Source organism: Hymenobacter qilianensis, from assembly GCF_014638675.1.
Lineage (GTDB): Bacteria > Bacteroidota > Bacteroidia > Cytophagales > Hymenobacteraceae > Hymenobacter > Hymenobacter qilianensis.
The window spans coordinates 188,664-208,736 of the sequence record NZ_BMFN01000002.1; the positions used below are offsets into that span (position 1 = coordinate 188,664).

Genomic DNA, 20,073 nt, shown 5'->3' on the forward strand with positions numbered 1-20,073 from the left:
AGTTTCTCATAACCAGCGCAACACATAAGAATACCTGCCTCGACTCACGAGCTTAACAACGCCGCCAAAACCGCATCTACTGCTAAGCTCAGGCGGCGCAGATCGAGCCGATCAAGGGTATCGGTGGGCTCGTGGTAGTGCTTGTTGCGGTAGAAAGCGGTGTCAGTAACCAGCACGGCAGAATAGCCAAACTGCCAGTAGTTGAGATGGTCGGAAAAGTCGATACCGGGCAGCAAGGCGGGCGCTTTGAAACGCTTGACAGGCAAAGCAGCCACTTGCCGACAATGCCGGGCAAACTGCCGCCCGAAGCGTCCATTCCCGAATTTCTGGGCCACGGTCAGGTAGTTGCCGCGGGTACCATACACTAAGCTCAGCAAGCTGACGGGGTAATCCTGCGTGTTTTTGTGGTCGTCGTAGTAGCCGAGCGTTTCGAGTGCCACCATGCCGCGCACGGGGATCTTCTGGTCATACAGAGATTTGGCGTGGATGTAGCTGCCCATGTTTTTGGTCCGGAAAAAGGGCGGCTCTTCCAGGGTATACGCCACCAGATCAATGCGATACTTCATATCCTGCTGTTGCCTCAGCAACCGCGCCAGCTCCAGCAAGGCAGCCACGCCCGAACCATTATCGTCGGCGCCGGGCTGCTCGCCGCACACGTCGTAGTGGGCACCCACGATGAGGCGGGGCCCGTTCTCGGGGCCGAAGGAGGCAATGATATTGCGGTAGATTTGCCCCCCAATCTCGTAAGGCTGGTCGCTGAGGCGGGCACCTGCGGCGGTTAGCTCCCGCTCGATGTAGCTCGCGGCCTGATTCAAGGAAGCAAGATGCAGGTAGTTGCGGGGCTCAGGCGTATTAACCAAGGCCTGTATATGCTGCCGCAAACGGGCGGTGTCGGCGGTGGCTGGAGCAGCCGTTGCGTATGCCGAAAGGTTGCTAAGCAGGGCAATTAGAAAGAATAATCGGAAATGCATAAACTGCGCAAGTATTAGCTAAACTCTATAAGTCGTGAAGTTATCTATTAGCCGAGCTGCCTTACAGCGTATAGGTATAATTCTGGCAGTCATGCTGTGTCTGCACACAGAAGTCAGTGAGCCGATATTAATGATGTTACAATTATTTAGCATACCATTTTTGCTCTTTGTATACTTTATGATCCCAGTGTTCTGGGTATCACATTTATCCGTGATGACACGTAGTATCATCCGTTCAGTGGCAGTTGCGGCCCTTCTCAGTTTCCTTATAATGATACCGATTTGGAGTTGGCAAGATCACCTAACCCATCGCCGCGCTGACACCATTATTCAACAGGTTAATATCTACCAAAAGAAGCACGGCCGCTATCCTGGGGCACTGGAGCAACTGGTGCCGCGACAGTTGAAAAAGGTTCCATCCACACCCATGGGATTATTGAAGGGAAGGCCCTTTGTTTATACTACTTACTACCTCCAGCCCGACTCAACTGACGCTTTAGCTGTTCAGAATTACTCACTCCGGTACTATGCGGGCATCATGGTAGAAGCTAGCTATGATAGCAGAAGCCGTGAGTGGCACTATGATGATTAGTCTGCCTAATATGTGGGAGGCCTTACATTCGGCATGAATCCTCCGCTTGCAGGTATTCCGCAGGAACCGCCTCCGTCAGCCAAACACCATTCGCCGAGAGGTAAAAAAGCCCCCCAGCTCTATGTAGCCGGCTTGCTTGCACGGTAAGTACAACGGGTTTGCCATGTCGGCGTCCTACAGCTTCGGCTGTTACTGCATCGGCAGACAAATGAACGTGTTGCCGACTGCCGCTCCTTAGTCCGTCTTTTCGAATAGAAGCAAGAAAGCGTGTAGCCGTGCCATGGTAAAGCAGCTCGGGGGGCGTTATTGGCGTCAGGCCCAAATCAACGGCTACCGAATGGCCTTGATTGGCGCGTATCTTCGTGCCGTCGGCGGATAAGCTGAACCGTTGTTTGTCGTTGGTGGCTACTACTTCGTTTAGCTGTTCTGGCGTTACTTCGTGCCGCTGATTCTGTAGCGCGCGAAGCAGTTCGGCTACGCTCACCCAGCCTTGGGCGTCCAGCGCGAGCCCAAATTCCTCGGGCTTATGGCGCAGCACGTAGCTCAGGGTTTTGCTCAAGGCCTTATTCTGCATGAGGTAGTTTATGTTTGCTAGCTCGAAGCTACCATTGCTTTTTTATCGTCCTCCATTATTCTTTCATGTCCACGCTTCCCTCCTTCCGCACCATAGATCCGGCCACGATAAAGCCCACCGAGCTGCACCCGTTTTTGGTAGGCGCGGTGGCGCCGCGACCGGTGGCGTTTGCCAGCACTGTAGATACGGAAGGAAACGTGAATTTGAGCCCCTACAGCTTCTTCAACTGCTTCGGCTCCAACCCGCCGATTCTGGTGTTTTCGCCCGCCAACCGCGTCCGCGACAACTCGCAGAAACACACCTTGCAAAATGTGCGGGAAGTACCGCAAGTCGTCATTCATATCTGCGACTACGCCATGGTGGAGCAGATGTCGCTGGCCAGCACGGAGTATGAAAAGGGCGTGAATGAATTCGTAAAAGCCGGTTTTACGGCGCTGCCCAGCCAGAAAGTACGGCCGCCGCGCGTGGCGGAAGCGCCGGCGGCCTTCGAGTGCGTGGTAGAGCAGGTAATTGAGCTGGGGCAGAATAACGGGGCCGGTAACCTGGTCATTTGTCGGGTAGTGCTGGCCCATTTTCGGGAGGACATCGTGCTGCCCAGCGGCACCGGCATCGACCCGTTTAAGCTCGACGCCATTGCCCGCCTCGGCGGCGACTGGTACTGCCGGGCCTCGGGCAGCAGCCTGTTTGAAGTGCCCAAGCCCAACCGCAACATGGGCATCGGCATCGACCAGCTGCCCGAGCATATCCGCAACTCCGATATACTAACCGGCAACAACCTGGGCCGCCTGGGCAATATTGAAGCTACTGCGCTACCAACCACTGATGAAATACAAGCCTACCGCCACGACCCAATGGTAGCCTACACGCTTAGCAAATACGAAAAAGCCCCCCAGGAGCAACGCCAGCAACTGGAGTTGCTGGGCAAGAAGCTTCTGGAAGAAGGCCGGTTGCTTGAAGCCTGGAAGGTGCTGATGCTTGTCTGAATAGAAACCGGTGCCTACAATGGCCGGACCATCTCAAACAAAGGCAAGGGCATGGGTTCCCACTGCATCGCCTGCAAAAACGAATACAGCGGCCCGGTAGGCAGCATAGAAATCACGAGCGGTTTTTTCGGAAAAGCTGCTTCTACGGTGTGCAGTAGCTCACGGCCTCGCCCCTGCCGCCGATGCTCGGGCCGCACCAGCACCGCCTGCAGTAACGTGCGGTCTGCATCCTGGCGCAGCATAACATAGGCCTTTTCATCGAGCTGAAAAGCCCGAGAAGGCGCAGCGGCTCCCATCAGCGTCTCGGGCGCGTACATCCACGAGATGTTCGGCGCCTTCCAGCATCACCAGTCGGGCTACTTCGGCTGGGTTTATCTCCTGTAGTTCCCGGCTCTTGTCTGGGGGCTTTTTGGAGTGGGTACAAGCCGGAAATGAAACAGCTCGCGCTCATTGCGGAAGCCCAGCCGTTCGTAGAGCCTTCGGGCTCGCTCATTAGCTACAAATACCTCCAGCAGCATGGATCGGTCGCGGCGCGCCATGGCCTCATCTATGGCCGCTTGCAGCATCTGATGGCCATACTGTTTGCCACGCTCTTCCCGCACCACACCCATTGCCGCCACCCGGCTCGTCCAGCCCCGCCGAGCAATAAATACCACTCCGATCAGCTCTTCCCCGCGAAACCAGAGTTTGCTGGCTTCGGCGTCGAGATGCTCACCCCGGAAACGCCGCTCAAAGGTGGCCGGCGTGAATACCATTGGCACCATGTATTCCTCAAAGGAGCGGTTCATGGCATCGGTTACCTGGGCTGAGGTGAATTCGAGTACCGGGTGGGCAATGAGTTTTGCGTCAGTGGATACCATAGGAAGAGACTGTTTAGCGATGATCAATCCGGTTTTATGTGAGCAAGCTTACACTTGCTGCATCTACTTTTAAGGAGGCTAATTTCCGTTAAAAAGCATGCGACAGATGCAGCCACAAAAAAGGCCGTTTCGTGTTAGAAATGGCCTTTTTAAGATAGAAAATTTAGTACTGTGAGTGGTCAATTCCGCACGGCAATCATTAGCCCCAATTCCTTATAGCGCATATTGAATTTCTTCGCAATGGCAGAATTCGTCAGGGAGCCCTTATAGATGTAGACGCCCGCCCGGAAATGCTCATTGGCGAACAACACTTCATTTACGCCGCCATGCTGGCTGATTTCCTGAAGAATAGGCGTGAAGATGTTGCTTAGCGCGCCCGTGGCGGTGCGCGGCACGCGGGAGGCCACGTTAGGCACGCAATAATGCACTACGTCGTACTTGCGGAACACGGGCTTGCTGTGGCTGGTCATCTCGGAGGTCTCGAAGCAGCCGCCCTGGTCGATGCTTACGTCGATAATAACGGAACCAGGCGCCATCGTAGCCACCACGCTTTCGGGCACCATAAATGGAATCCGGCCCTCTTCTACGTTCAGAGCCCCAATTACCACATCGGCGCGGCGGATTTGCTGATTCAGCACATAGGTATCCAAGGTGCTGGTATACAACTGGGTACCGAGGTTTTGCTTCAGGCGGCGCAGCTTATAGATATGGTTGTCAAACACTTTTACTTCCGCTCCCAGGCCAGTGGCGGCGCGGGCGGCATACTCAGCCACGGTGCCAGCTCCCAGAATGACCACCTGCGAAGGCGGCACGCCCGTAATGCCCCCCAGAATAATTCCCTTGCCTTCGTTGGAGCGGGCGAGGTACTCAGCCGCGATAAGCATGACCGTAGAACCCGCAATTTCGCTCATGGCGCGCACTACGGGCCGGGCGCCCGAGGGGTCTTTGATTAGCTCAAACGCAATGGCATTGATCTTTTTGCGGGTGAGCGAAGCAATGTAGTCGCCGGTGAGCGAGCCAAATTGCAGGGCCGAAATCAGGGTTTGGCCCGCCCGCATCAGGTTGATCTCGTCGGTGGTGGGCGGGGCAACTTTCAGGATGATGTCGGCCTCGTACACTTCCTTCTGCGAGTAGGCGATGGTAGCGCCCGCCTCCGAAAACTCGTGGTCGGAGTATTTGCTGGGCTCGCCGGCCCCGCTTTCCAGCACGATTTCGTGGCCTTCGTTGATGAGGTGCTTCACGGCCTCGGGGGTCAAACCCAGACGATTTTCCTGTAGAGACGATTCGCGGGGCAACCCGATAAACAGCTTACGGCGGCGCGTTTCCACCGCCAGCATCGATTCCTGCGTGAAATAGGCACGGCTCGTAGCCAGCGACTCGAATCCCGGGGGTACTGCTTCCTGCATTATGGCAAGTAAAAATGTTGACCTAAAGACGATGAATTAAAGTGTGCTTACAGAATAGAATTGACTTAAAAACAGGCTTGTTTCTACTTCAATTCTGCTTTTTAACCCATCGTTTTCAACTGAAGAACGCGTGCTTCTTCGCCGGTGACCGTGAGCGTGACGAGTAGATGGCGCGAGGGCAAAAGGTCGGATACTCGGCTTGGCCATTCTATCAGGCAAAGATAGCCAGAATCGAAGTACTCAAGCGCACCCATTGCTAAAGCTTCGGCCGAATTATCGAGGCGGTAAAAATCGAAATGGTAGACGGGCTGGTTGCGGGCATCGCGGTATTCATTTACCAAGGAAAAAGTAGGGCTGCTGACTTCGGAGGCCGGCACGCCCAGGTTTTCGCATAGTGCCTTGATCAGCGTGGTTTTGCCCGCGCCCATTTCGCCCTCAAACAAGATGATATTGTGGTCGCTGAGGGCCGCCCGGAGCTGCGTGGCGGCGGCAGGCAAGTCGGCGAGCGATGGAACGGCTATTTCGGTTTCAGGAATTGCCATAGTGCAGGGCGTTGGTACGCTACTTCAGAATCTGATAAATCCGCACGTGCTCGTCTTTGTGTACGCGCGGGTTGAGGGCATGCAGCACCTGGTCGTAAGGCGAGGGCGTGATAGTCTGCTCTAGTTTTAGGTGCGGAAACAACAAGCGCAGACGGTCGAGGCGACGGTCAATTTCTTTGTTGCCCACCAGCAACAGGTAGGTTGGCCGGCGCTGTGTGTAATTCATCTCGCTAATCAGCCGCCGCAACGGCGTTTTGTCGTTGAGAGCGTAGGTCATCACGAAGTTGGTGGGCAGGCGGCGCTGCTGCTGGTAACGACGCCACACGCCACTTGAATCGGGAATGAAGGCGCTAGCCTCAGCCCCCATTCGTCCCAGATAAAATATGGGGGGCATTTTGGTGCCGTGGGGGCCAAAATCTAGCACTATGCCGCGCAAATCAGTCTTTTGTGACAAATAAACCATAGGCTCAACACGGCTCTTTTTGGAGTAGGTTAGCGCTAAAGCCAGCGTCACAATTCCATTCAGGACCCAAAATAACCGCCAGCTATTCGCCAGCAATCGTGGGTGTCGGTGCCAGAAGGCAGCGCCGGCCACGTACCGCTCCCACCCTATCACGCCCAGAATAATGAGCAACGGGAAGAGAGGCAGAATAAACCGTTCCTGCTTGTTGGGAAATAAGGAGTGAGCGACAAAAAACATGACGCCGCCCCAGAAAAGCAGCGGCGCCAAGCGTCGGGTGCGAGCGTAGCCAAACACCAGAAAGGCGCTAATTGGTGGCACCAAAAACCCCAGAACCGTGAGCGCAAAGCGGTATACAGGCCCAGTGCTATACTGGAAGGCGCCTTTCGAATTGAAAAGGAAATAAGCCACCAGCGAATCCATCGGGTAGTCAAATAGAATTCCATCGATGGTCCCTTGAACCAGCCCAACCACGCCGATGAAGCCAAGCGCAAGCCACGCAATAGCTTTCCACTGCTGCCGAAATAAGAGCACCGCGCCGGCGCCCATCAGAAATAAAGCCGTGTGGTAGCGAAACAGAAACGAGACCCCAAACAAAGCGCCGGCCAGTAGAAAATGGCGTGCCTGAAGCCGGTCGCGGTACCGCACCAGCACATAAAAGCCCCCCAGATACGGCGGAATGCACACCATCTCAACCAGATTGCGCACGCTCATGAACGGCATAAACCACAGTACCGCCAGCAGCAGCGCAGCCCGGCGGGCGTACGTTTCGCCGGCCAGCTCCTCGGTGATTTTGTAGCCCAGATACACCGTGAGCAAGGAATAAACTCCGTGCAGCAGGCGTACAAGGGTCATTTTGGCGTCGGGGTTGGTGAAGCCGACTGTGTCGAGGAGCCAAAAAAGACCGTAGTGCAGCCCTGTATAGGTCATGCTGTGGCGTGGCGGCAAAGGCTGATGCAGCCAGGTGGTGAGGCCGTACACCCAATCTTGGGCGATGCTGATGACGTCGAAGTGGTCGTCGTGAAAAGCGTAACCCTTGGAGAAAAAAGCCGCCAGCACCCGCAGGCCCAACGCCAGCAATAGAATGGTGAGCAACGGCGGCAGATACTCCCGGCGCGCCGGCACTTGCTGGGCTGGCTGAGGCGAAAGGGTAAGCGGATCGGGCATACAACAGGCAGACGTGAGACCAAGCACTGACGCGGGCCAGCAGACTGAAACGGGCGCAAGTTCAACAATTCCTGTGGGCCAACGGTTAGCTACCGCGCTATTTTCGGAAGCTGACCGCAACGCGCTCCGTGACTACGCTTACCTTTCCGGCTACCAAGCGGCTGTTATCTTTAAGCAAAAAAAAGCCCCCCATGACTGTATCCAAGATGGCCGGTAGCTTGATCGGCTCTGAAATCATAAAAATCGGCAACGAGGTAAGCGAGATGATCAAGAAGGGAGCAGCTATCTGCAACCTGACCATCGGCGACTTCGACCCCGCTATTTTTCCTATTCCCGAAGAACTGCGCGATGCTATAACCGACGCGTATGCAGCCGGCCAGACCAACTACCCGCCGGCCAATGGCGTAGCCGACCTGCGCACGGCCGCCGCCGATTTTGTGCATCAGCGACTGGGCCTCACCTACTCCCCGGCCGATGTGCTGGTGGCAGGCGGCTCCCGCCCGCTCATCTACGCTACCTATCTGGCGCTGCTCGACCCCGGCGATAAAGTGGTGTTTCCGGTGCCATCATGGAATAATAACCACTACTGCCACTTAGCCAGCGCGGAAGCGGTAATGGTGGAAACCAGTCCGGCCCACGACTTTATGCCCACGGCCGCCGAAATTGCCCCCCACCTGCCCGGTGCCACGCTTTTGGCGCTTTGCTCGCCACTCAACCCAACCGGAACCGTTTTTGCCCGCGCCGATCTGGAAGCTATCTGCGACCTGGTAATAGCCGAAAACCAGCGCCGGGGGCCCAGCGAAAAGCCGCTATATATTCTGTATGATCAGATTTATTGGATGCTCACCTTCGGCACCGCTCAGCACTTCGACCCCGTAAATCTGCGACCCGAGCTGCGCGACTACGTGATTTATATTGATGGCATCTCTAAGTGCCTGGCGGCCACGGGTGTGCGGGTAGGATATGCCTTTGGCCCAAGCGGCGTAATCGACAAAATGAAGTCTATTCTGGGCCACGTGGGCGCGTGGGCTCCGAAGGCTGAGCAGGTAGCCACCGCGCATTATTTGCCCAACACGACAGCCGTTGACACCTACACGGCAACGTTTAAGCAGAAAATTCAGCGCAGCCTCGACACGTTGTATAATGGACTGCAGGAATTGAAAGATGCGGGCTATCCGGTTGATGCCATTGCACCGGCGGGGGCCATTTATCTGACCGCGCGGCTCGATGTGCTCGGAAAAACCACGCCGTCCGGTCAACTATTGGCCACCACCCGCGACCTGACTTCTTATCTGATTGCCGAGGCTGGCTTAGCGTTGGTGCCCTTCAGCGCCTTTGGCACCGCCGACACCTCGCCATGGTTTCGCCTCTCGGTAGGTGGGGCTTCGCTGGAGTCGATTGAGGCAGCATTGCCACGACTGCGGGCGGCACTTACAGGATTAAAATAGTCATTACAGAGCGGTTTGGGAGGCACAGATTCGCTTTTCAGCAACCATACTATTTCTCCGATTCTAAAATCCTTCTGCAAATCCTTAGATTGACAAGATTTTTGGTTGCCTGTTGAGCTTGCGAAAGCGTAACAGGCAACCGATTATTGTTCTGCTTACGCCACTCCTACCCTTGCGCTACCCATGTTTTAACCGGCAGCGTAAGGACCCGTCATCTTCTCCACCGCGGCGTCGCAACAGCGCCTGCTCCTGATGATCTTTCGACCTACGCTTTTGTCCACATCTATGTCAACCAACAATTTAGCTCCGCTCCCCCTTATATAGTCTTTATGCAAAGTGCTTTACCTACTTCGGCCATGGGCCGACTAGGTTATTTGCTGATACTGCTTCTGCTGACCTCGCAATCAGCCCTTGCCCAAACCCAGCCTAGTCTGAGTAGCGTTACGGGTCGGGTGCAAACCGCAGTTGGAGGCGTACCCATACAATTCGCCAACGTAACCCTGCACCGCGCTACCGATTCATTGGCGGTCAAAACAGAATTCAGCGATGTCCAGGGGGCCTTTCGGCTGGAACAATTGGCGGGGGGGGCTTTTTTAGTTTCCGTCACTCAGGTTGGCTTCGCCCCTTACTGGAGCCCGGCTTTCGAGTTGACCGCTGGGGGGCAAAATTTAGCCAACATCGCCCTGCAAGCCAGCGCAGCTACCCAGCTTAAGGAAGTAACTGTCGTAAAGCAAAAGCCTCTGTATGAGCACTTAGCCGACCGTACAATAGTGAATGTGGAGGGCTCCACGCTCGCATCAGGCAATACTTCACTGGATGTGCTGACGCGCGCACCGGGCATAACCGTGGGCAGCAATGATAATTTGGCGCTGCGCGGCCGCCAGGGCCTGTTAGTGTTGATTGACGGCAAGCGCCAGCCCATGACCGGCTCCGAGCTATCGGACTATCTGCGTGCGTTGCCCGCCGAACAGCTCAGCAGTATCGAGCTCATTACCAACCCTCCTGCCAAGTACGATGCGCAAGGTGGAGCCGGTATTATTGCCATCAATCTGAAGAAAGATCAGCGGCAGGGCACCAACGGTACTGCTAATGCCGCTTACGGCCGCGGTCAGTACGGCAAATTCACGACGGGTCTGACCCTGAACCATCGGCAAAAGAAGATCAATGCCTTCGGATCTTATGCTTACACTGATCGGGAAAACTTCCAAAAACTTACGTTTGACCGTTTCTTTTACGACGCAGGAGTACTTCAAAGCAGCAGCATCCAACGCAATAACGGCCGCAGCCATTTACAGTCGCATACCTGGCGGGGCGGCCTCGATTATTCCATTACCAAACGGACAGTCATAGGAGTTGTAGTAGGCGGCTTGGATAGCCGCTTTCCAGGTTTTGCCACCAACCGGACGCTGTTGTTTGACGCTCAGGGTCAGTCACTTCCCGCCTACCGCTCCACCATTAATCGGCGGCCCTACAATCCAAGCATCACGAGCAACCTGAATTTCAGGCATTCATTCGCCGATTCCAGCGGAGCGCCTTCGCTCTCAGTAGATATTGACTACGACCGCTTTAACCGCTACGCTGATCAGGAGCTAACGACCTTCTTCAGCGAGCCCGGCCGATCGGCAGTAATACTGGATGGAGATCAGGAGGGTCACCTGACCATTCAGTCAGTAAAGGCTGACTATACGCGCAATTTGCGCCAGGCTACGCGGCTGGAAGCTGGCCTCAAAGCAACACTTATTGAGTCCGACAATGATCTGGTATTCGAGGATATTATAGATGGAGTACGCACGCCCAACCTTAATTTCAGCAACCAATTTCGCTATAAAGAGAACATTAATGCGGCCTACGTAACCCTGACGCGCACTCTGCCAAAGCTTACTATTTCGGCTGGATTGCGAGGTGAGCAAACGAATGTGGAGGGCCAGCAGGCAATTGGCAACGAAGGCTTCGACCGCAACTATTTCCAGCTCTTCCCTAGTGCCAGCGTACAGCGCAAGCTATCGGATAAGCACGATCTAAGCCTCTCGCTCAGCCGCCGGATCAACCGGCCCACCTACAATCAACTCAACCCGTTTCGGTCCTATGTAGATGCCACCTCCTACCGCACCGGCAACCCCTATTTACGGCCCGAAACCAGTTATAATATTGAGCTAACTCACACTTTCAAAGAAAAGTACAGCGCGGCGCTAACTTATAGCATCACCGATCTACCTATTATCAATGTAGTTCAACCAGCATCCGAAGGCGGCTTCTTTGTCGTGAACCGGGATATTAACCTTCGTACTTTACAGTATTATGCCTTGACTTTAACGGTTCCGCTGGAGCCAACCAAATGGTGGAGCGTATACAACAACCTCTTACTATACTACAATCATTTTGAGGGGAAAGTAGCCGAAACAATGCCCCCCAGCACCTGGGCCACGGTGAATGTAAGCAGCAATAACACGTTCACATTCAGTAACGGGTGGAAAGCCGACCTAAGTGGCACGTATCTGGCGCCTGAGCGCTATGGGTATGAGCGCCTGCGGGCCCGCGGACAGATAGCCATCGGCCTGCAAAAGCAGCTATGGGCTAATAAAGCGTCGGTGAAGCTGAACGCAACCGATATTCTTTATACAAGCAATGTCCGCTCTACGTATGCATACGCCAACTTTGAGGATACTTTCTTTAATCGGCAGGATACGCGGGTTGCTACGCTCTCCTTTACCTACCGCTTTGGCAACGATAAGCTAGCTCCAATTCGCAGGCGCCAAAGTGGAGCCGAAGACGAAAAGCGACGAGCTCAGTAGCGCTACTTACCAGAAGGCCAAATCGATAACTCTTAGACTAGCGGCACTAGCCGGAATGAGGTTAACTCTCATTCCGGCTAGTGCCGTTACTATTTGTACGCTATTAATCGGCTAAACGGCGTTATAGAACCTTCTGATTCTAAAGAGCGTACCAGAATCACTCCAAATTTTTATTAACAAAGTTATACATCATGCAGAATAATCATAACTCTGGGATACAGAAATAGTCATAAAATATAGTTATTTATTTAGATTATATACTCGAACCGTAGTATGTTTGAATGAAATATTTGAATTGTATTGATATGAGTGGTTACAATAGGATTAATTGGGATGCTATCAAATTGGTTATTTTCGATGTAGATGGCACTCTATATGCTCAGTCACGCCTTCGGACAAAGATGCTGTATGCCTTATTACGACATTATGCCCTGAGACCCTGGAAAGCCAGAGATCTGATGATTCTGCAGCGATTCAGGGCTGAGCGCGAGAAGCATGCCGGATATACCGGGGGTAATTTGGATAAAGCACAATACGACTGGTGTGCGGAGAAAGGAGGCTATTCTCCATCTAGGGTCAGGCGAGTAGTCGAGCAATGGATATTCACCTTTCCCAATCCATACCTAGCACAGTGTATATATCCTGGTACGCATAGCTTTTTTGCTGAACTGAAAAGAAAAGGCATCAAGGTTGCTATCTATTCCGATTATAAAGCACACGATAAGATGCTGGCAATGAGTCTCGAAGCAGACCTTATTGTTAGCTCCACCGATTCGGAGATAGACCGGCTCAAACCAGACCCTGCTGGCCTGCTTTACGTTGCTGATAAGCTACAAGTACAACCTCAACAATGCCTGTTTATTGGCGATAGGCAAGAGATGGATGGGGAATGTGCCATAAGAGCCGGCATGCCGTATCTCATCTTGGATAAGAAGCCCTTCCATTCATTCGATTTTTATCAACAGCTCGAACAAACTCTCACCGCCCCTATTACTGCCTAAGCAACAACCTTTATGAATAACACATTAACTATTTCATCAGAGCATACCACTGCAGAAAGCAGAGGCGCAGTTCCTGCTGGAATAAGAGATTACATTACCATAGCCCGTCCTGATAACTGGGTGAAGAATATCTTCATGGTGCCGGGAATACTTTTTGCGTTAATAGTATTTGCCCCCCAGATCACTTTAGGCCTAGTTTATAAAGTAATAATAGGCTTGATAAGCACATGCCTTATTGCCTCGGCCAATTACGTTATCAACGAATATCTTGACGCTGAATTTGATAAGTTCCACCCAATAAAAAAGGCCAGAACATCGGTAGTTAAAGTAGTCAATCCACTAATTGTATACTTAGAATGGCTGCTGCTGGCCGTTGTGGGATTGAGCCTCGGATACCTCATTTCGATTCCATTCATGGTGGTGTCGGCGTTCCTGCTTTTCATGGGCATCATGTATAATGTTCGCCCTATCCGCACAAAAGAGCGAGTTTATTTGGATGTTTTATCTGAATCGGTAAACAACCCCATTCGGTTCGTGCTTGGTTGGTTTATTGTTGCTCCTGCGCTATCGCTGCATGACTTGAATCCCTTTTCATTTTTTAACGCTCTTCCTTCTTCCAGCATTATCGTTGCTTACTGGATGGGTGGAGCATACCTGATGTCCACCAAGCGCTTCGCCGAATATCGCCTCATCGACAACCCTGAATTAGCAGGCCTTTACCGCAAATCATTTAAATACTATACTGAGCATAGCCTGCTGATTTCTATGTTCTTTTATGCGCTTACGTCAGCATTTTTTCTAGGCATTTTTTTGGTAAAAAACAGAGTCGAATTGCTTGTTAGCTTTCCCTTCTTTGCGCTTTTATTTTCCTGGCACCTACGCATCGGCCTTCTAAATGACTCGCCTGTTCAGGGTTCCGAAAAGCTTTATACCCGCAAGTGGTTTATGCTCTATGTTGTATTATTCTGTATTTTATTAACGGTTCTGATGTTTGTAGATATTCCCTGGCTACATCAGCTTTTACAGGATCATTATAATCTTAATAACCGGTAGGTCTTCTTCGCTGAATTATTAGTCTTGTCTAATGTCACCTATCACATTGGCCGCGCCTGCTTCAGGGGTGCGTAAATCTGCGCTGGCTCGCCGCTATACGGCTGCTCACTACAAGCACCTTGCGTTGTATTTAATCTTGGCCGTCGGGATTGGCTTTCGTCTATTTCATTTCTTTTATAACCGGTCTCTATTCATTGATGAGCTTTACTTAAATATTAGTTTAATCAAGCTTAACTTCTGGGAGTTAGCCACTCAGCCCTTAGCTTATGAGCAAAAGGCACCAATCGTCTATCTCTGGTCTGTTAAGCTATGCGTTCTGCTTTTCGGCAAAGGCGAAAAAGCGCTTCGGCTTTTTTCTCTGATATGCGGTATTAGTGCGCTGTTCGCTTTTATTCCCGTTGCTCGCTTTTACTTAAAAGAGTGGGGCGTTGTCCTTGCTGTTGGTTTGCTATCCTTATCATGGGCTACGATTTATCATTCTGTCGAAGCAAAGCAGTACAGCGCCGAGCTCTTAGCGACAGTTCTGGGCTTATTGCTATATACCAGATACCACAATGCTACTCGCTTGCATCCGCTACTGCTCTGGGGCCTTGCTGGGGGGCTTTTATTGTGGCTCTCGTTCTCGCTCATCTTCGTGCTGGCTGGTATAGGCACGGCTCTTAGCCTTAAGGCAATTTTTGAGCGCAACTGGAAACGGTTCTTTACTTATCTCATTCCCTTTTCCCTCTGGCTGTTCAGCTTTGGTTTACTGTATGTGCTTTTCCTAGGCAAATACCACCAATCGGGTTGGCTCATCGATTTCTTCGATAAAGCCTACGATGCCTTTATGCCCCTACATATAACCAATTATGATCAGGCTCTGTGGTTTCTTAAAAAGCCATATAATGTTCTTTACCACCCACTTGGTGTACTGTTACATCTTAATAATAATATAGCTAGCTTCAGTGTTAAATTCCTTCTTAAGCTAGGATGGCTAACAGGTATCTTTCTCGTATTCGGAATGATTATGTTATTTCGATCAGCTAGAATAAGCTTCTTTATACTCTTTCTCCCTATCCTTATTACCTTCCTTGCATCAGCACTCAAGCTTTACCCTATTTTCGATAGGTTTATTCTTTTTTTAGCTCCGTTAATAATCTTGTTTATTGCTTTTGGTGCAGAAAAATCAATGAAGTTATTCTCATTGAAATACCGAGCGTCATTATTACTTGTATGCATATTAATAAGCCCCGCCTTGGCTAATTCGGCTCGCCATTTTTTCTACCCAGATACACTTCTTAGGCTTTCTAACTCAACTGAGCGAGAAGGAATTATGCATATCAATGAAAATTTTAAAGAGGGCGACGCTGTTTACGTTTTCTGGAATATGCGCCACGCCTACGACTACTATAAAGAAGCATATGGATTAAAGTACACCGCTATTAAGGGTAGTTATGTAAAAAGTATATCTACTAGCCCAGAAGATTACCTCCGCAATCTTTCGCCGGACTTTGCAAAATTTAAAGGAAAGAAAAGACTTTGGTATATATATAATACTAACAACGACTCAGATATAGGGGAATATTTGGGCCAGCCTACTTGGTATAGCAGAAATGGATACGTTGCGCCGTTAGCAGTAGAACAAGAAATAGGTAGGTTTGGGAGAAAAGTTTCTCGTTATACTATGTACTATCAGCACATCATTCTGTATGAACTTAACGATTAGACTATAGCGTGTATATTAAATTAAAACCATTTCATAACCATAAAAAAAGCCAGACTATAATAGTCTGGCTTTTTTTATGGTTAAAGCAATTAAGCTCCTTTCGAGCTAAGCGTTACAAAAGGAATAATGATTTCCTCCAGCGATATACCACCGTGCTGGAATGTATCCTTGTAGTAATTTACGTAGTAGTTATAGTTATTCGGGTAGGCGAAAAAATAATCGCCTAACGTGAATACGTAGGCAGTGCTCACGTTTTCGCGGGGCAGGAAAATGCGCTCCGGCTTGCGCACTACGTATACGTCCTTCTCGGTGAAGCCTAGGTTTTTGCCGTGCTTGTAGCGCAGGTTAGTGTTCGTGTTACGGTCGCCTACAATTTTGAAGGGGCGCTTTACGCGGATGGTGCCGTGGTCGGTGGTGATGATGAGCTTGCCTTTCTTGTCGGCTATCTGCTGGAGCATTTCGTATAAGGGCGAATGCAGAAACCAGGACCGGGTGAGCGAGCGGTAAGCCGACTCGTCGCCGGCTAGCTCCCGAATCATGGCCATATCGGTGCGGGCATGAGAGAGCATATCTACAAAGTTGTAGACGATGACATTGAGCTTATGATTGTTGTGCAGGTTGCTCATCTTGCTCAGCAAGTCTTTGCCGGCCTGAAGATTCGTCACCTTGTTGTAGCTGAACTTCTGCTTCTGGTTAGCCTTCTGGAACATGATTTCCAGAAACTCGGCCTCATTCAGGTTCTTGCCTTCATCGTCGTCGTCGGTCACCCACAGGTTGGGATACTTTTTCTGAATTTCACCAGGCATCATGCCTGAGAAGATAGCATTCCGGGCATAGGCCGTTGTGGTCGGCAGGATGCTGTAGTACATCTCCTCCGTGTCCACGGTGAACATTTCGGCAATAATGGGCTCCAGAATCTTCCACTGATCGTAGCGCAGGTTGTCAATGAGTACGAAGTAAACGGGCGTGTCACCGGTCTCTTTAAGTAGCGGGAACACACGCTTCTGAAACAGCTCATGCGACATAAGCGGCGCATCGTCTACTTCCTTATTCACCCATTCTTCGTAGTTCTCCATAATGAACTTGGAGAAGTAGGTGTTGGCCTCGTCCTTCTGCATATTGAACACATCGGCCATGCTCTTGCCTTCCGTCTCGTCGATCTCCAACTCCCAGTACACCAGTTTTTTGTACACGTCGGCCCACTCCTGGGGCGAGAGACGGTCGCCGAGCTGCATGCCGAGCTGGCGGAAATCGCGCTGGTAGCCGGTGTTGGTGCGCTCACTTACTAAGCGCTTGTTATCCAGCACTTTCTTTACAGAGAGCAGAATCTGGTTGGGGTTGACTGGCTTAATGAGATAATCGGCGATTTTGGAGCCGATAGCCTCTTCCATGATATGCTCTTCTTCACTCTTGGTAATCATAATAACGGGCACCGTGGGGCGCGCCGCTTTGATTTCAGAAAGGGTTTCTAAACCAGTGAGGCCGGGCATATTTTCGTCGAGAAACACAATGTCGAAGCTCTGCTCAGCTATTTGCTCAATGGCATCAGCGCCGCTGTTAACGGGCGTAACGTCGTAGCCGCGGTCTTTGAGAAAGAGAATATGGGGCTTGAGCAGGTCAATTTCGTCGTCGGCCCAAAGGATGTTGTATCGTTGCATAAGGGTGTTTAGAGGTACGTTGCTTGAATAAGAGTGGCAGGTAAGCAGTAGTGCGAGTATGCCCGGAGCATAAAGCTCCGCAGTCACTAACGCGCTGCAACTAAAGTTTCGTCAGTAGCTTTACTGCCAATCAGTAGATTTTGATCCGAAAAATTCAGACTTCTCTATTTTTTGTAAGTAACTCATCCGTTAAGTAAGGCATAACAAGATCGTTCTGGTTCCCCGGCTGGTTGCGCGAGCCGTATCACAAAGTTGTAGTTCGCGGGTCGTTGCGCAGGGTTCTGGGGGGCTTTTTTCAACACTTACCACTATGCGCACCTCGGATAGCGCTTTTACGAATGACTGCTCCCACTCATTAAGCTTGAGCTTAATGTAACTGCCAATGAACAAGAAAAAGATATTCAACGACCCGGTATACGGCTTTGTAACAGTGCCCACCGAGCTCCTGTTTGATTTAATAGAGCACCCGTATTTTCAACGGCTGCGGCGCATTCAACAATTAGGACTCACTGGCTTCGTGTATCCGGGGGCGTTGCATACGCGCTTTCATCATGCGCTGGGCGCTATGCATTTGATGAGCATGGCGCTGCGCACCCTTAAAGACAAGGGGGTGCAGATTTCGGCGGCGGAAGGGCAGGCAGCGCTGGCGGCTATTCTGCTGCACGATGTGGGCCACGGCCCCCTCTCCCACGCGCTGGAAACGGCTATTTTTGATGAGGTGCCGCACGAGCAGTTGTCGCTCTATCTGATGCAGCGCCTCAATGCCGAGCATAATGGCGCCTTGGATAAGGCCATTGCTATTTTTCAGGGGAGCTACGCGCGGCCGTTTTTTCATCAGCTGGTGAGCAGCCAGCTGGATATGGACCGGCTCGACTACCTCAACCGCGACTCCTTTTATACCGGCGTGCAAGAAGGCCGGCCGGGCGCTGACCGTCTTATCAAAATGTTGACCGTAGTAGATGAGCGCCTTGCTTTGGAAGAAAAGGCCATCTACTCGGTTGAGAATTTCCTGGTAAGTCGGCGGCTGATGTACTGGCAGGTGTATCTGCACAAAACGGTGACCAGCGCCGAGCAGATGATTATCCGGATTGTGCAGCGGGCCCGCGACCTGGTACGCACCGGGCACGATGTGCCAGCCAGTGCCGACCTGCATTTCTTCCTGGCCAGCGCCGTTACGATACTGGACTTCGAGAAAGACGATACGATACTGCAACGCTTTGTGCAGCTCGATGATCATGATATCTGGGGCGCGGTAAAGATGTGGGCCTCTCACCCCGACCGCGTACTGAGCTATATGTCGCGCAGCCTGCTCGACCGGCGCCTGTTCAAAATAATCCTGCAGACTGAACCGTTTGAGGAAGAAATGAAAGCAGGCGTAGTCGAGTTGATTGCCGAACACTTCAATTTGCCCCCCAGCGAGGCCAGCCTGCTCATGCTTGCTGGCCGCATCAGTAATAATGCCTACGACGCCGACGGCAAGGATACGATTGATGTTTTAACCAAGTCGGGACGGGTGGTAAATGTGGCCGAAGCATCTGATTTGCCGAATATTCGCGCCCTGGGCCAACGGGTTGAGAAGCATTATATCTGCTACCCGAAGGAAATAGCGCAGTGAGGGTGGCACTAGCTTCGGAGCAGTACAAATAGGCGTGCAGTTATTCAACAGCTACTTTGTCCTGGAGCTAATCACGACTATTCACCAATTGATTTTATTTACTTTTGCCCGATGGAATTTACTGTAGGCCAAATAGCCGAAGTACTGAGTGGAACTGTCGAGGGCGACGCGTCAATGCGCATCGACAGGCTGGCAAAGATTGAGGAAGCGCAGGCTGGCTCTTTGGCGTTTCTGGCTAATGCCAAGTACGAGCCCCACTTATATACAACAAGTGCTTCCGCCATTATCATTAGTAAGAAGCAGGCGCTGCGGCAACCGGTAGCGGCAGCCCTGATCCGCGTCGATGACCCGTATTTGTGCTTCAGCCGCTTGCTGGAGTTTTATCAGCAGACCACGCGCACGGGTCGGCGCGGCGTAGAGGAGCCCGCCTTTCTGGGGGCTAACTCCACTATTGGAGAAGGGCACTTCCGGGGGGCTTTTTCGTATATAGGTGAAGGCTGCACCATCGGCCGCGACGTGCTCATTTTTCCCCATGCTACCATCGGCGACCGGTGCCAGATCGGCGACGGCAGCATCATTTACGCCGGGGCCCGAATTTATGCCGATACCGTTATCGGAGCGCGCTGCACCGTGCACGCGGGCGCCGTAATAGGCTCTGATGGCTTCGGATTTGCCCCCCAGCCCGACGGCTCTTACCGGGCCATTCCGCAAATCGGCAATGTAGTGCTGGAAGACAATGTCAGCATTGGCGCCAATACCACCATCGACTGCGCTACCATGGGCTCTACCATCATCCGGGAAGGCAGCAAGATTGATAACCTAGTACAAATTGCTCACAATGTGGAGATTGGCCGCCATACCGTAGTGGCCGCTCAGACGGGTATTTCGGGCTCGACCAAAATCGGCGACTATTGCGTGTTGGCCGGCCAGGCCGGCCTGGCCGGCCACCTGACGCTGGCGAATCGCACGACGGTCACGGCGCAATCGGGCGTGGGCAAATCGATAAAGGAGGAAGGCCAGTTTCTGCAAGGTTCCCCAGCTTTCAACTTGCGCGATAGTTTGCGGGCAAACGCGATTTTCCGGCATCTGCCCGACCTTGCGCGCCGCCTCGACGCATTAGAAGGCAGTAAAAGCGCAACAGAAAAGCTTTAGCTTTGCCCTTCCTTAGAAGTGAGATACGAGAAGTGAGAAGCGAGAAAAGAAAAGCAGTGGTGCTTTACACTTTTCTTTGTCTCACCGCTCGCTT

Annotated in this window: 17 protein-coding genes; 9 read left to right on the plus strand and 8 right to left on the minus strand. The window is 51.9% G+C overall.

The features are described from left to right. Positions 1-44: 44 nt before the first annotated feature. Positions 45-971: a M28 family peptidase gene (locus tag IEW06_RS08685; RefSeq protein WP_187732182.1), complete on the minus strand. Its 927-nt coding sequence runs from the start codon at positions 969-971 to the stop codon at positions 45-47. Positions 972-1,005: 34 nt separating this feature from the next. Here IEW06_RS08685 and IEW06_RS08690 point away from each other — a divergent pair, with 34 nt between their 5' ends. Further along, positions 1,006-1,563, plus strand: coding sequence for a hypothetical protein (locus tag IEW06_RS08690; protein WP_187732183.1), 558 nt, complete (start codon positions 1,006-1,008; stop codon positions 1,561-1,563). A gap of 22 nt (positions 1,564-1,585) precedes the next feature. Here IEW06_RS08690 and IEW06_RS08695 read toward each other — a convergent pair whose 3' ends face one another. After that, positions 1,586-2,137 (minus strand): RNA 2'-phosphotransferase, encoded by a 552-nt coding sequence (locus tag IEW06_RS08695; RefSeq protein WP_187732184.1) that lies wholly within the window; start codon positions 2,135-2,137, stop codon positions 1,586-1,588. 65 nt (positions 2,138-2,202) lie between these two features. Here IEW06_RS08695 and IEW06_RS08700 point away from each other — a divergent pair, with 65 nt between their 5' ends. After that, positions 2,203-3,120 (plus strand): flavin reductase family protein, encoded by a 918-nt coding sequence (locus IEW06_RS08700; protein WP_188548071.1) that lies wholly within the window; start codon positions 2,203-2,205, stop codon positions 3,118-3,120. Positions 3,121-3,134: 14 nt separating this feature from the next. Here the strand turns inward: IEW06_RS08700 and IEW06_RS08705 are convergent, their stop codons facing one another. From IEW06_RS08705 to IEW06_RS08725, 5 genes are all read right to left on the minus strand, one after another. Next, entirely contained in the window at positions 3,135-3,437 is a 303-nt protein-coding gene (locus IEW06_RS08705) for a GNAT family N-acetyltransferase (protein WP_187732186.1), read from the minus strand. A 54-nt stretch (positions 3,438-3,491) separates the two neighbouring features. Continuing rightward, a complete protein-coding gene (locus IEW06_RS08710; RefSeq protein ID WP_187732187.1) occupies positions 3,492-3,980 on the minus strand; it encodes a GNAT family N-acetyltransferase in 489 nt (162 codons plus the stop codon). A gap of 179 nt (positions 3,981-4,159) precedes the next feature. After that, on the minus strand, positions 4,160-5,386 hold the full coding sequence (locus IEW06_RS08715) for an alanine dehydrogenase (protein ID WP_188548073.1): 1,227 nt from the start codon (positions 5,384-5,386) through the stop codon (positions 4,160-4,162). Between the two features lie 101 nt (positions 5,387-5,487). Beyond that, on the minus strand, positions 5,488-5,928 hold the full coding sequence (gene tsaE / locus IEW06_RS08720; RefSeq protein ID WP_187732188.1) for a tRNA (adenosine(37)-N6)-threonylcarbamoyltransferase complex ATPase subunit type 1 TsaE: 441 nt from the start codon (positions 5,926-5,928) through the stop codon (positions 5,488-5,490). A 19-nt stretch (positions 5,929-5,947) separates the two neighbouring features. Continuing rightward, positions 5,948-7,555: an ArnT family glycosyltransferase gene (locus tag IEW06_RS08725; protein ID WP_188548075.1), complete on the minus strand. Its 1,608-nt coding sequence runs from the start codon at positions 7,553-7,555 to the stop codon at positions 5,948-5,950. A gap of 191 nt (positions 7,556-7,746) precedes the next feature. Here IEW06_RS08725 and IEW06_RS08730 point away from each other — a divergent pair, with 191 nt between their 5' ends. The 5 genes from IEW06_RS08730 to IEW06_RS08750 all read left to right on the plus strand — a co-directional run bounded on the left by IEW06_RS08730 (position 7,747) and on the right by IEW06_RS08750 (position 15,554). Then, positions 7,747-9,003 carry a pyridoxal phosphate-dependent aminotransferase gene (locus IEW06_RS08730; RefSeq protein WP_188548077.1) on the plus strand — a complete coding sequence of 419 codons (1,257 nt, stop codon included), beginning with the start codon at positions 7,747-7,749 and terminating at the stop codon, positions 9,001-9,003. Between the two features lie 329 nt (positions 9,004-9,332). Continuing rightward, complete coding sequence (locus tag IEW06_RS08735) at positions 9,333-11,795, plus strand: TonB-dependent receptor domain-containing protein (RefSeq protein WP_188548079.1); 2,463 nt, start codon at positions 9,333-9,335, stop codon at positions 11,793-11,795. 305 nt (positions 11,796-12,100) lie between these two features. After that, positions 12,101-12,796 (plus strand): HAD family hydrolase, encoded by a 696-nt coding sequence (locus IEW06_RS08740; protein ID WP_187732193.1) that lies wholly within the window; start codon positions 12,101-12,103, stop codon positions 12,794-12,796. Between the two features lie 12 nt (positions 12,797-12,808). Beyond that, positions 12,809-13,849, plus strand: a complete 1,041-nt coding sequence (locus IEW06_RS08745) for a UbiA prenyltransferase family protein (RefSeq protein ID WP_188548084.1) — start codon at positions 12,809-12,811, stop codon at positions 13,847-13,849. A gap of 31 nt (positions 13,850-13,880) precedes the next feature. Next, positions 13,881-15,554: a glycosyltransferase family 39 protein gene (locus tag IEW06_RS08750; protein WP_188548086.1), complete on the plus strand. Its 1,674-nt coding sequence runs from the start codon at positions 13,881-13,883 to the stop codon at positions 15,552-15,554. Positions 15,555-15,643: 89 nt separating this feature from the next. Here the strand turns inward: IEW06_RS08750 and porX are convergent, their stop codons facing one another. Continuing rightward, positions 15,644-17,212: a T9SS response regulator signal transducer PorX gene (gene porX, locus IEW06_RS08755; protein ID WP_187732196.1), complete on the minus strand. Its 1,569-nt coding sequence runs from the start codon at positions 17,210-17,212 to the stop codon at positions 15,644-15,646. Positions 17,213-17,594: 382 nt separating this feature from the next. On the opposite strand from porX, the gene IEW06_RS08760 reads away from it, so the two are divergent. Together IEW06_RS08760 and lpxD are read left to right on the plus strand one after the other, a co-directional pair. Beyond that, positions 17,595-18,827, plus strand: a complete 1,233-nt coding sequence (locus tag IEW06_RS08760) for an HD domain-containing protein (protein ID WP_188548089.1) — start codon at positions 17,595-17,597, stop codon at positions 18,825-18,827. 111 nt (positions 18,828-18,938) lie between these two features. Continuing rightward, positions 18,939-19,979 carry a UDP-3-O-(3-hydroxymyristoyl)glucosamine N-acyltransferase gene (gene lpxD, locus IEW06_RS08765; protein WP_188548091.1) on the plus strand — a complete coding sequence of 347 codons (1,041 nt, stop codon included), beginning with the start codon at positions 18,939-18,941 and terminating at the stop codon, positions 19,977-19,979. The last annotated feature ends 94 nt before the right edge of the window (positions 19,980-20,073 follow it).

Excerpts from the sequence above, each read along its gene's own strand:
- IEW06_RS08725 (WP_188548075.1), bottom strand. The coding sequence starts at position 7,555 with ATGCCCGATCCGCTTACCCTTTCGCCTCAGCCAGCCCAGCAAGTGCCG.
- IEW06_RS08705 (WP_187732186.1), bottom strand. The coding sequence starts at position 3,437 with ATGTACGCGCCCGAGACGCTGATGGGAGCCGCTGCGCCTTCTCGGGCT.
- IEW06_RS08750 (WP_188548086.1), top strand. The coding sequence starts at position 13,881 with ATGTCACCTATCACATTGGCCGCGCCTGCTTCAGGGGTGCGTAAATCT.
- IEW06_RS08735 (WP_188548079.1), top strand. The coding sequence starts at position 9,333 with ATGCAAAGTGCTTTACCTACTTCGGCCATGGGCCGACTAGGTTATTTG.
- IEW06_RS08715 (WP_188548073.1), bottom strand. The coding sequence starts at position 5,386 with ATGCAGGAAGCAGTACCCCCGGGATTCGAGTCGCTGGCTACGAGCCGT.
- porX (WP_187732196.1), bottom strand. The coding sequence starts at position 17,212 with ATGCAACGATACAACATCCTTTGGGCCGACGACGAAATTGACCTGCTC.
- IEW06_RS08745 (WP_188548084.1), top strand. The coding sequence starts at position 12,809 with ATGAATAACACATTAACTATTTCATCAGAGCATACCACTGCAGAAAGC.
- IEW06_RS08685 (WP_187732182.1), bottom strand. The coding sequence starts at position 971 with ATGCATTTCCGATTATTCTTTCTAATTGCCCTGCTTAGCAACCTTTCG.
- IEW06_RS08700 (WP_188548071.1), top strand. The coding sequence starts at position 2,203 with ATGTCCACGCTTCCCTCCTTCCGCACCATAGATCCGGCCACGATAAAG.
- IEW06_RS08730 (WP_188548077.1), top strand. The coding sequence starts at position 7,747 with ATGACTGTATCCAAGATGGCCGGTAGCTTGATCGGCTCTGAAATCATA.
- IEW06_RS08695 (WP_187732184.1), bottom strand. The coding sequence starts at position 2,137 with ATGCAGAATAAGGCCTTGAGCAAAACCCTGAGCTACGTGCTGCGCCAT.
- IEW06_RS08740 (WP_187732193.1), top strand. The coding sequence starts at position 12,101 with ATGAGTGGTTACAATAGGATTAATTGGGATGCTATCAAATTGGTTATT.
- IEW06_RS08710 (WP_187732187.1), bottom strand. The coding sequence starts at position 3,980 with ATGGTATCCACTGACGCAAAACTCATTGCCCACCCGGTACTCGAATTC.
- lpxD (WP_188548091.1), top strand. The coding sequence starts at position 18,939 with ATGGAATTTACTGTAGGCCAAATAGCCGAAGTACTGAGTGGAACTGTC.
- tsaE (WP_187732188.1), bottom strand. The coding sequence starts at position 5,928 with ATGGCAATTCCTGAAACCGAAATAGCCGTTCCATCGCTCGCCGACTTG.
- IEW06_RS08760 (WP_188548089.1), top strand. The coding sequence starts at position 17,595 with ATGAACAAGAAAAAGATATTCAACGACCCGGTATACGGCTTTGTAACA.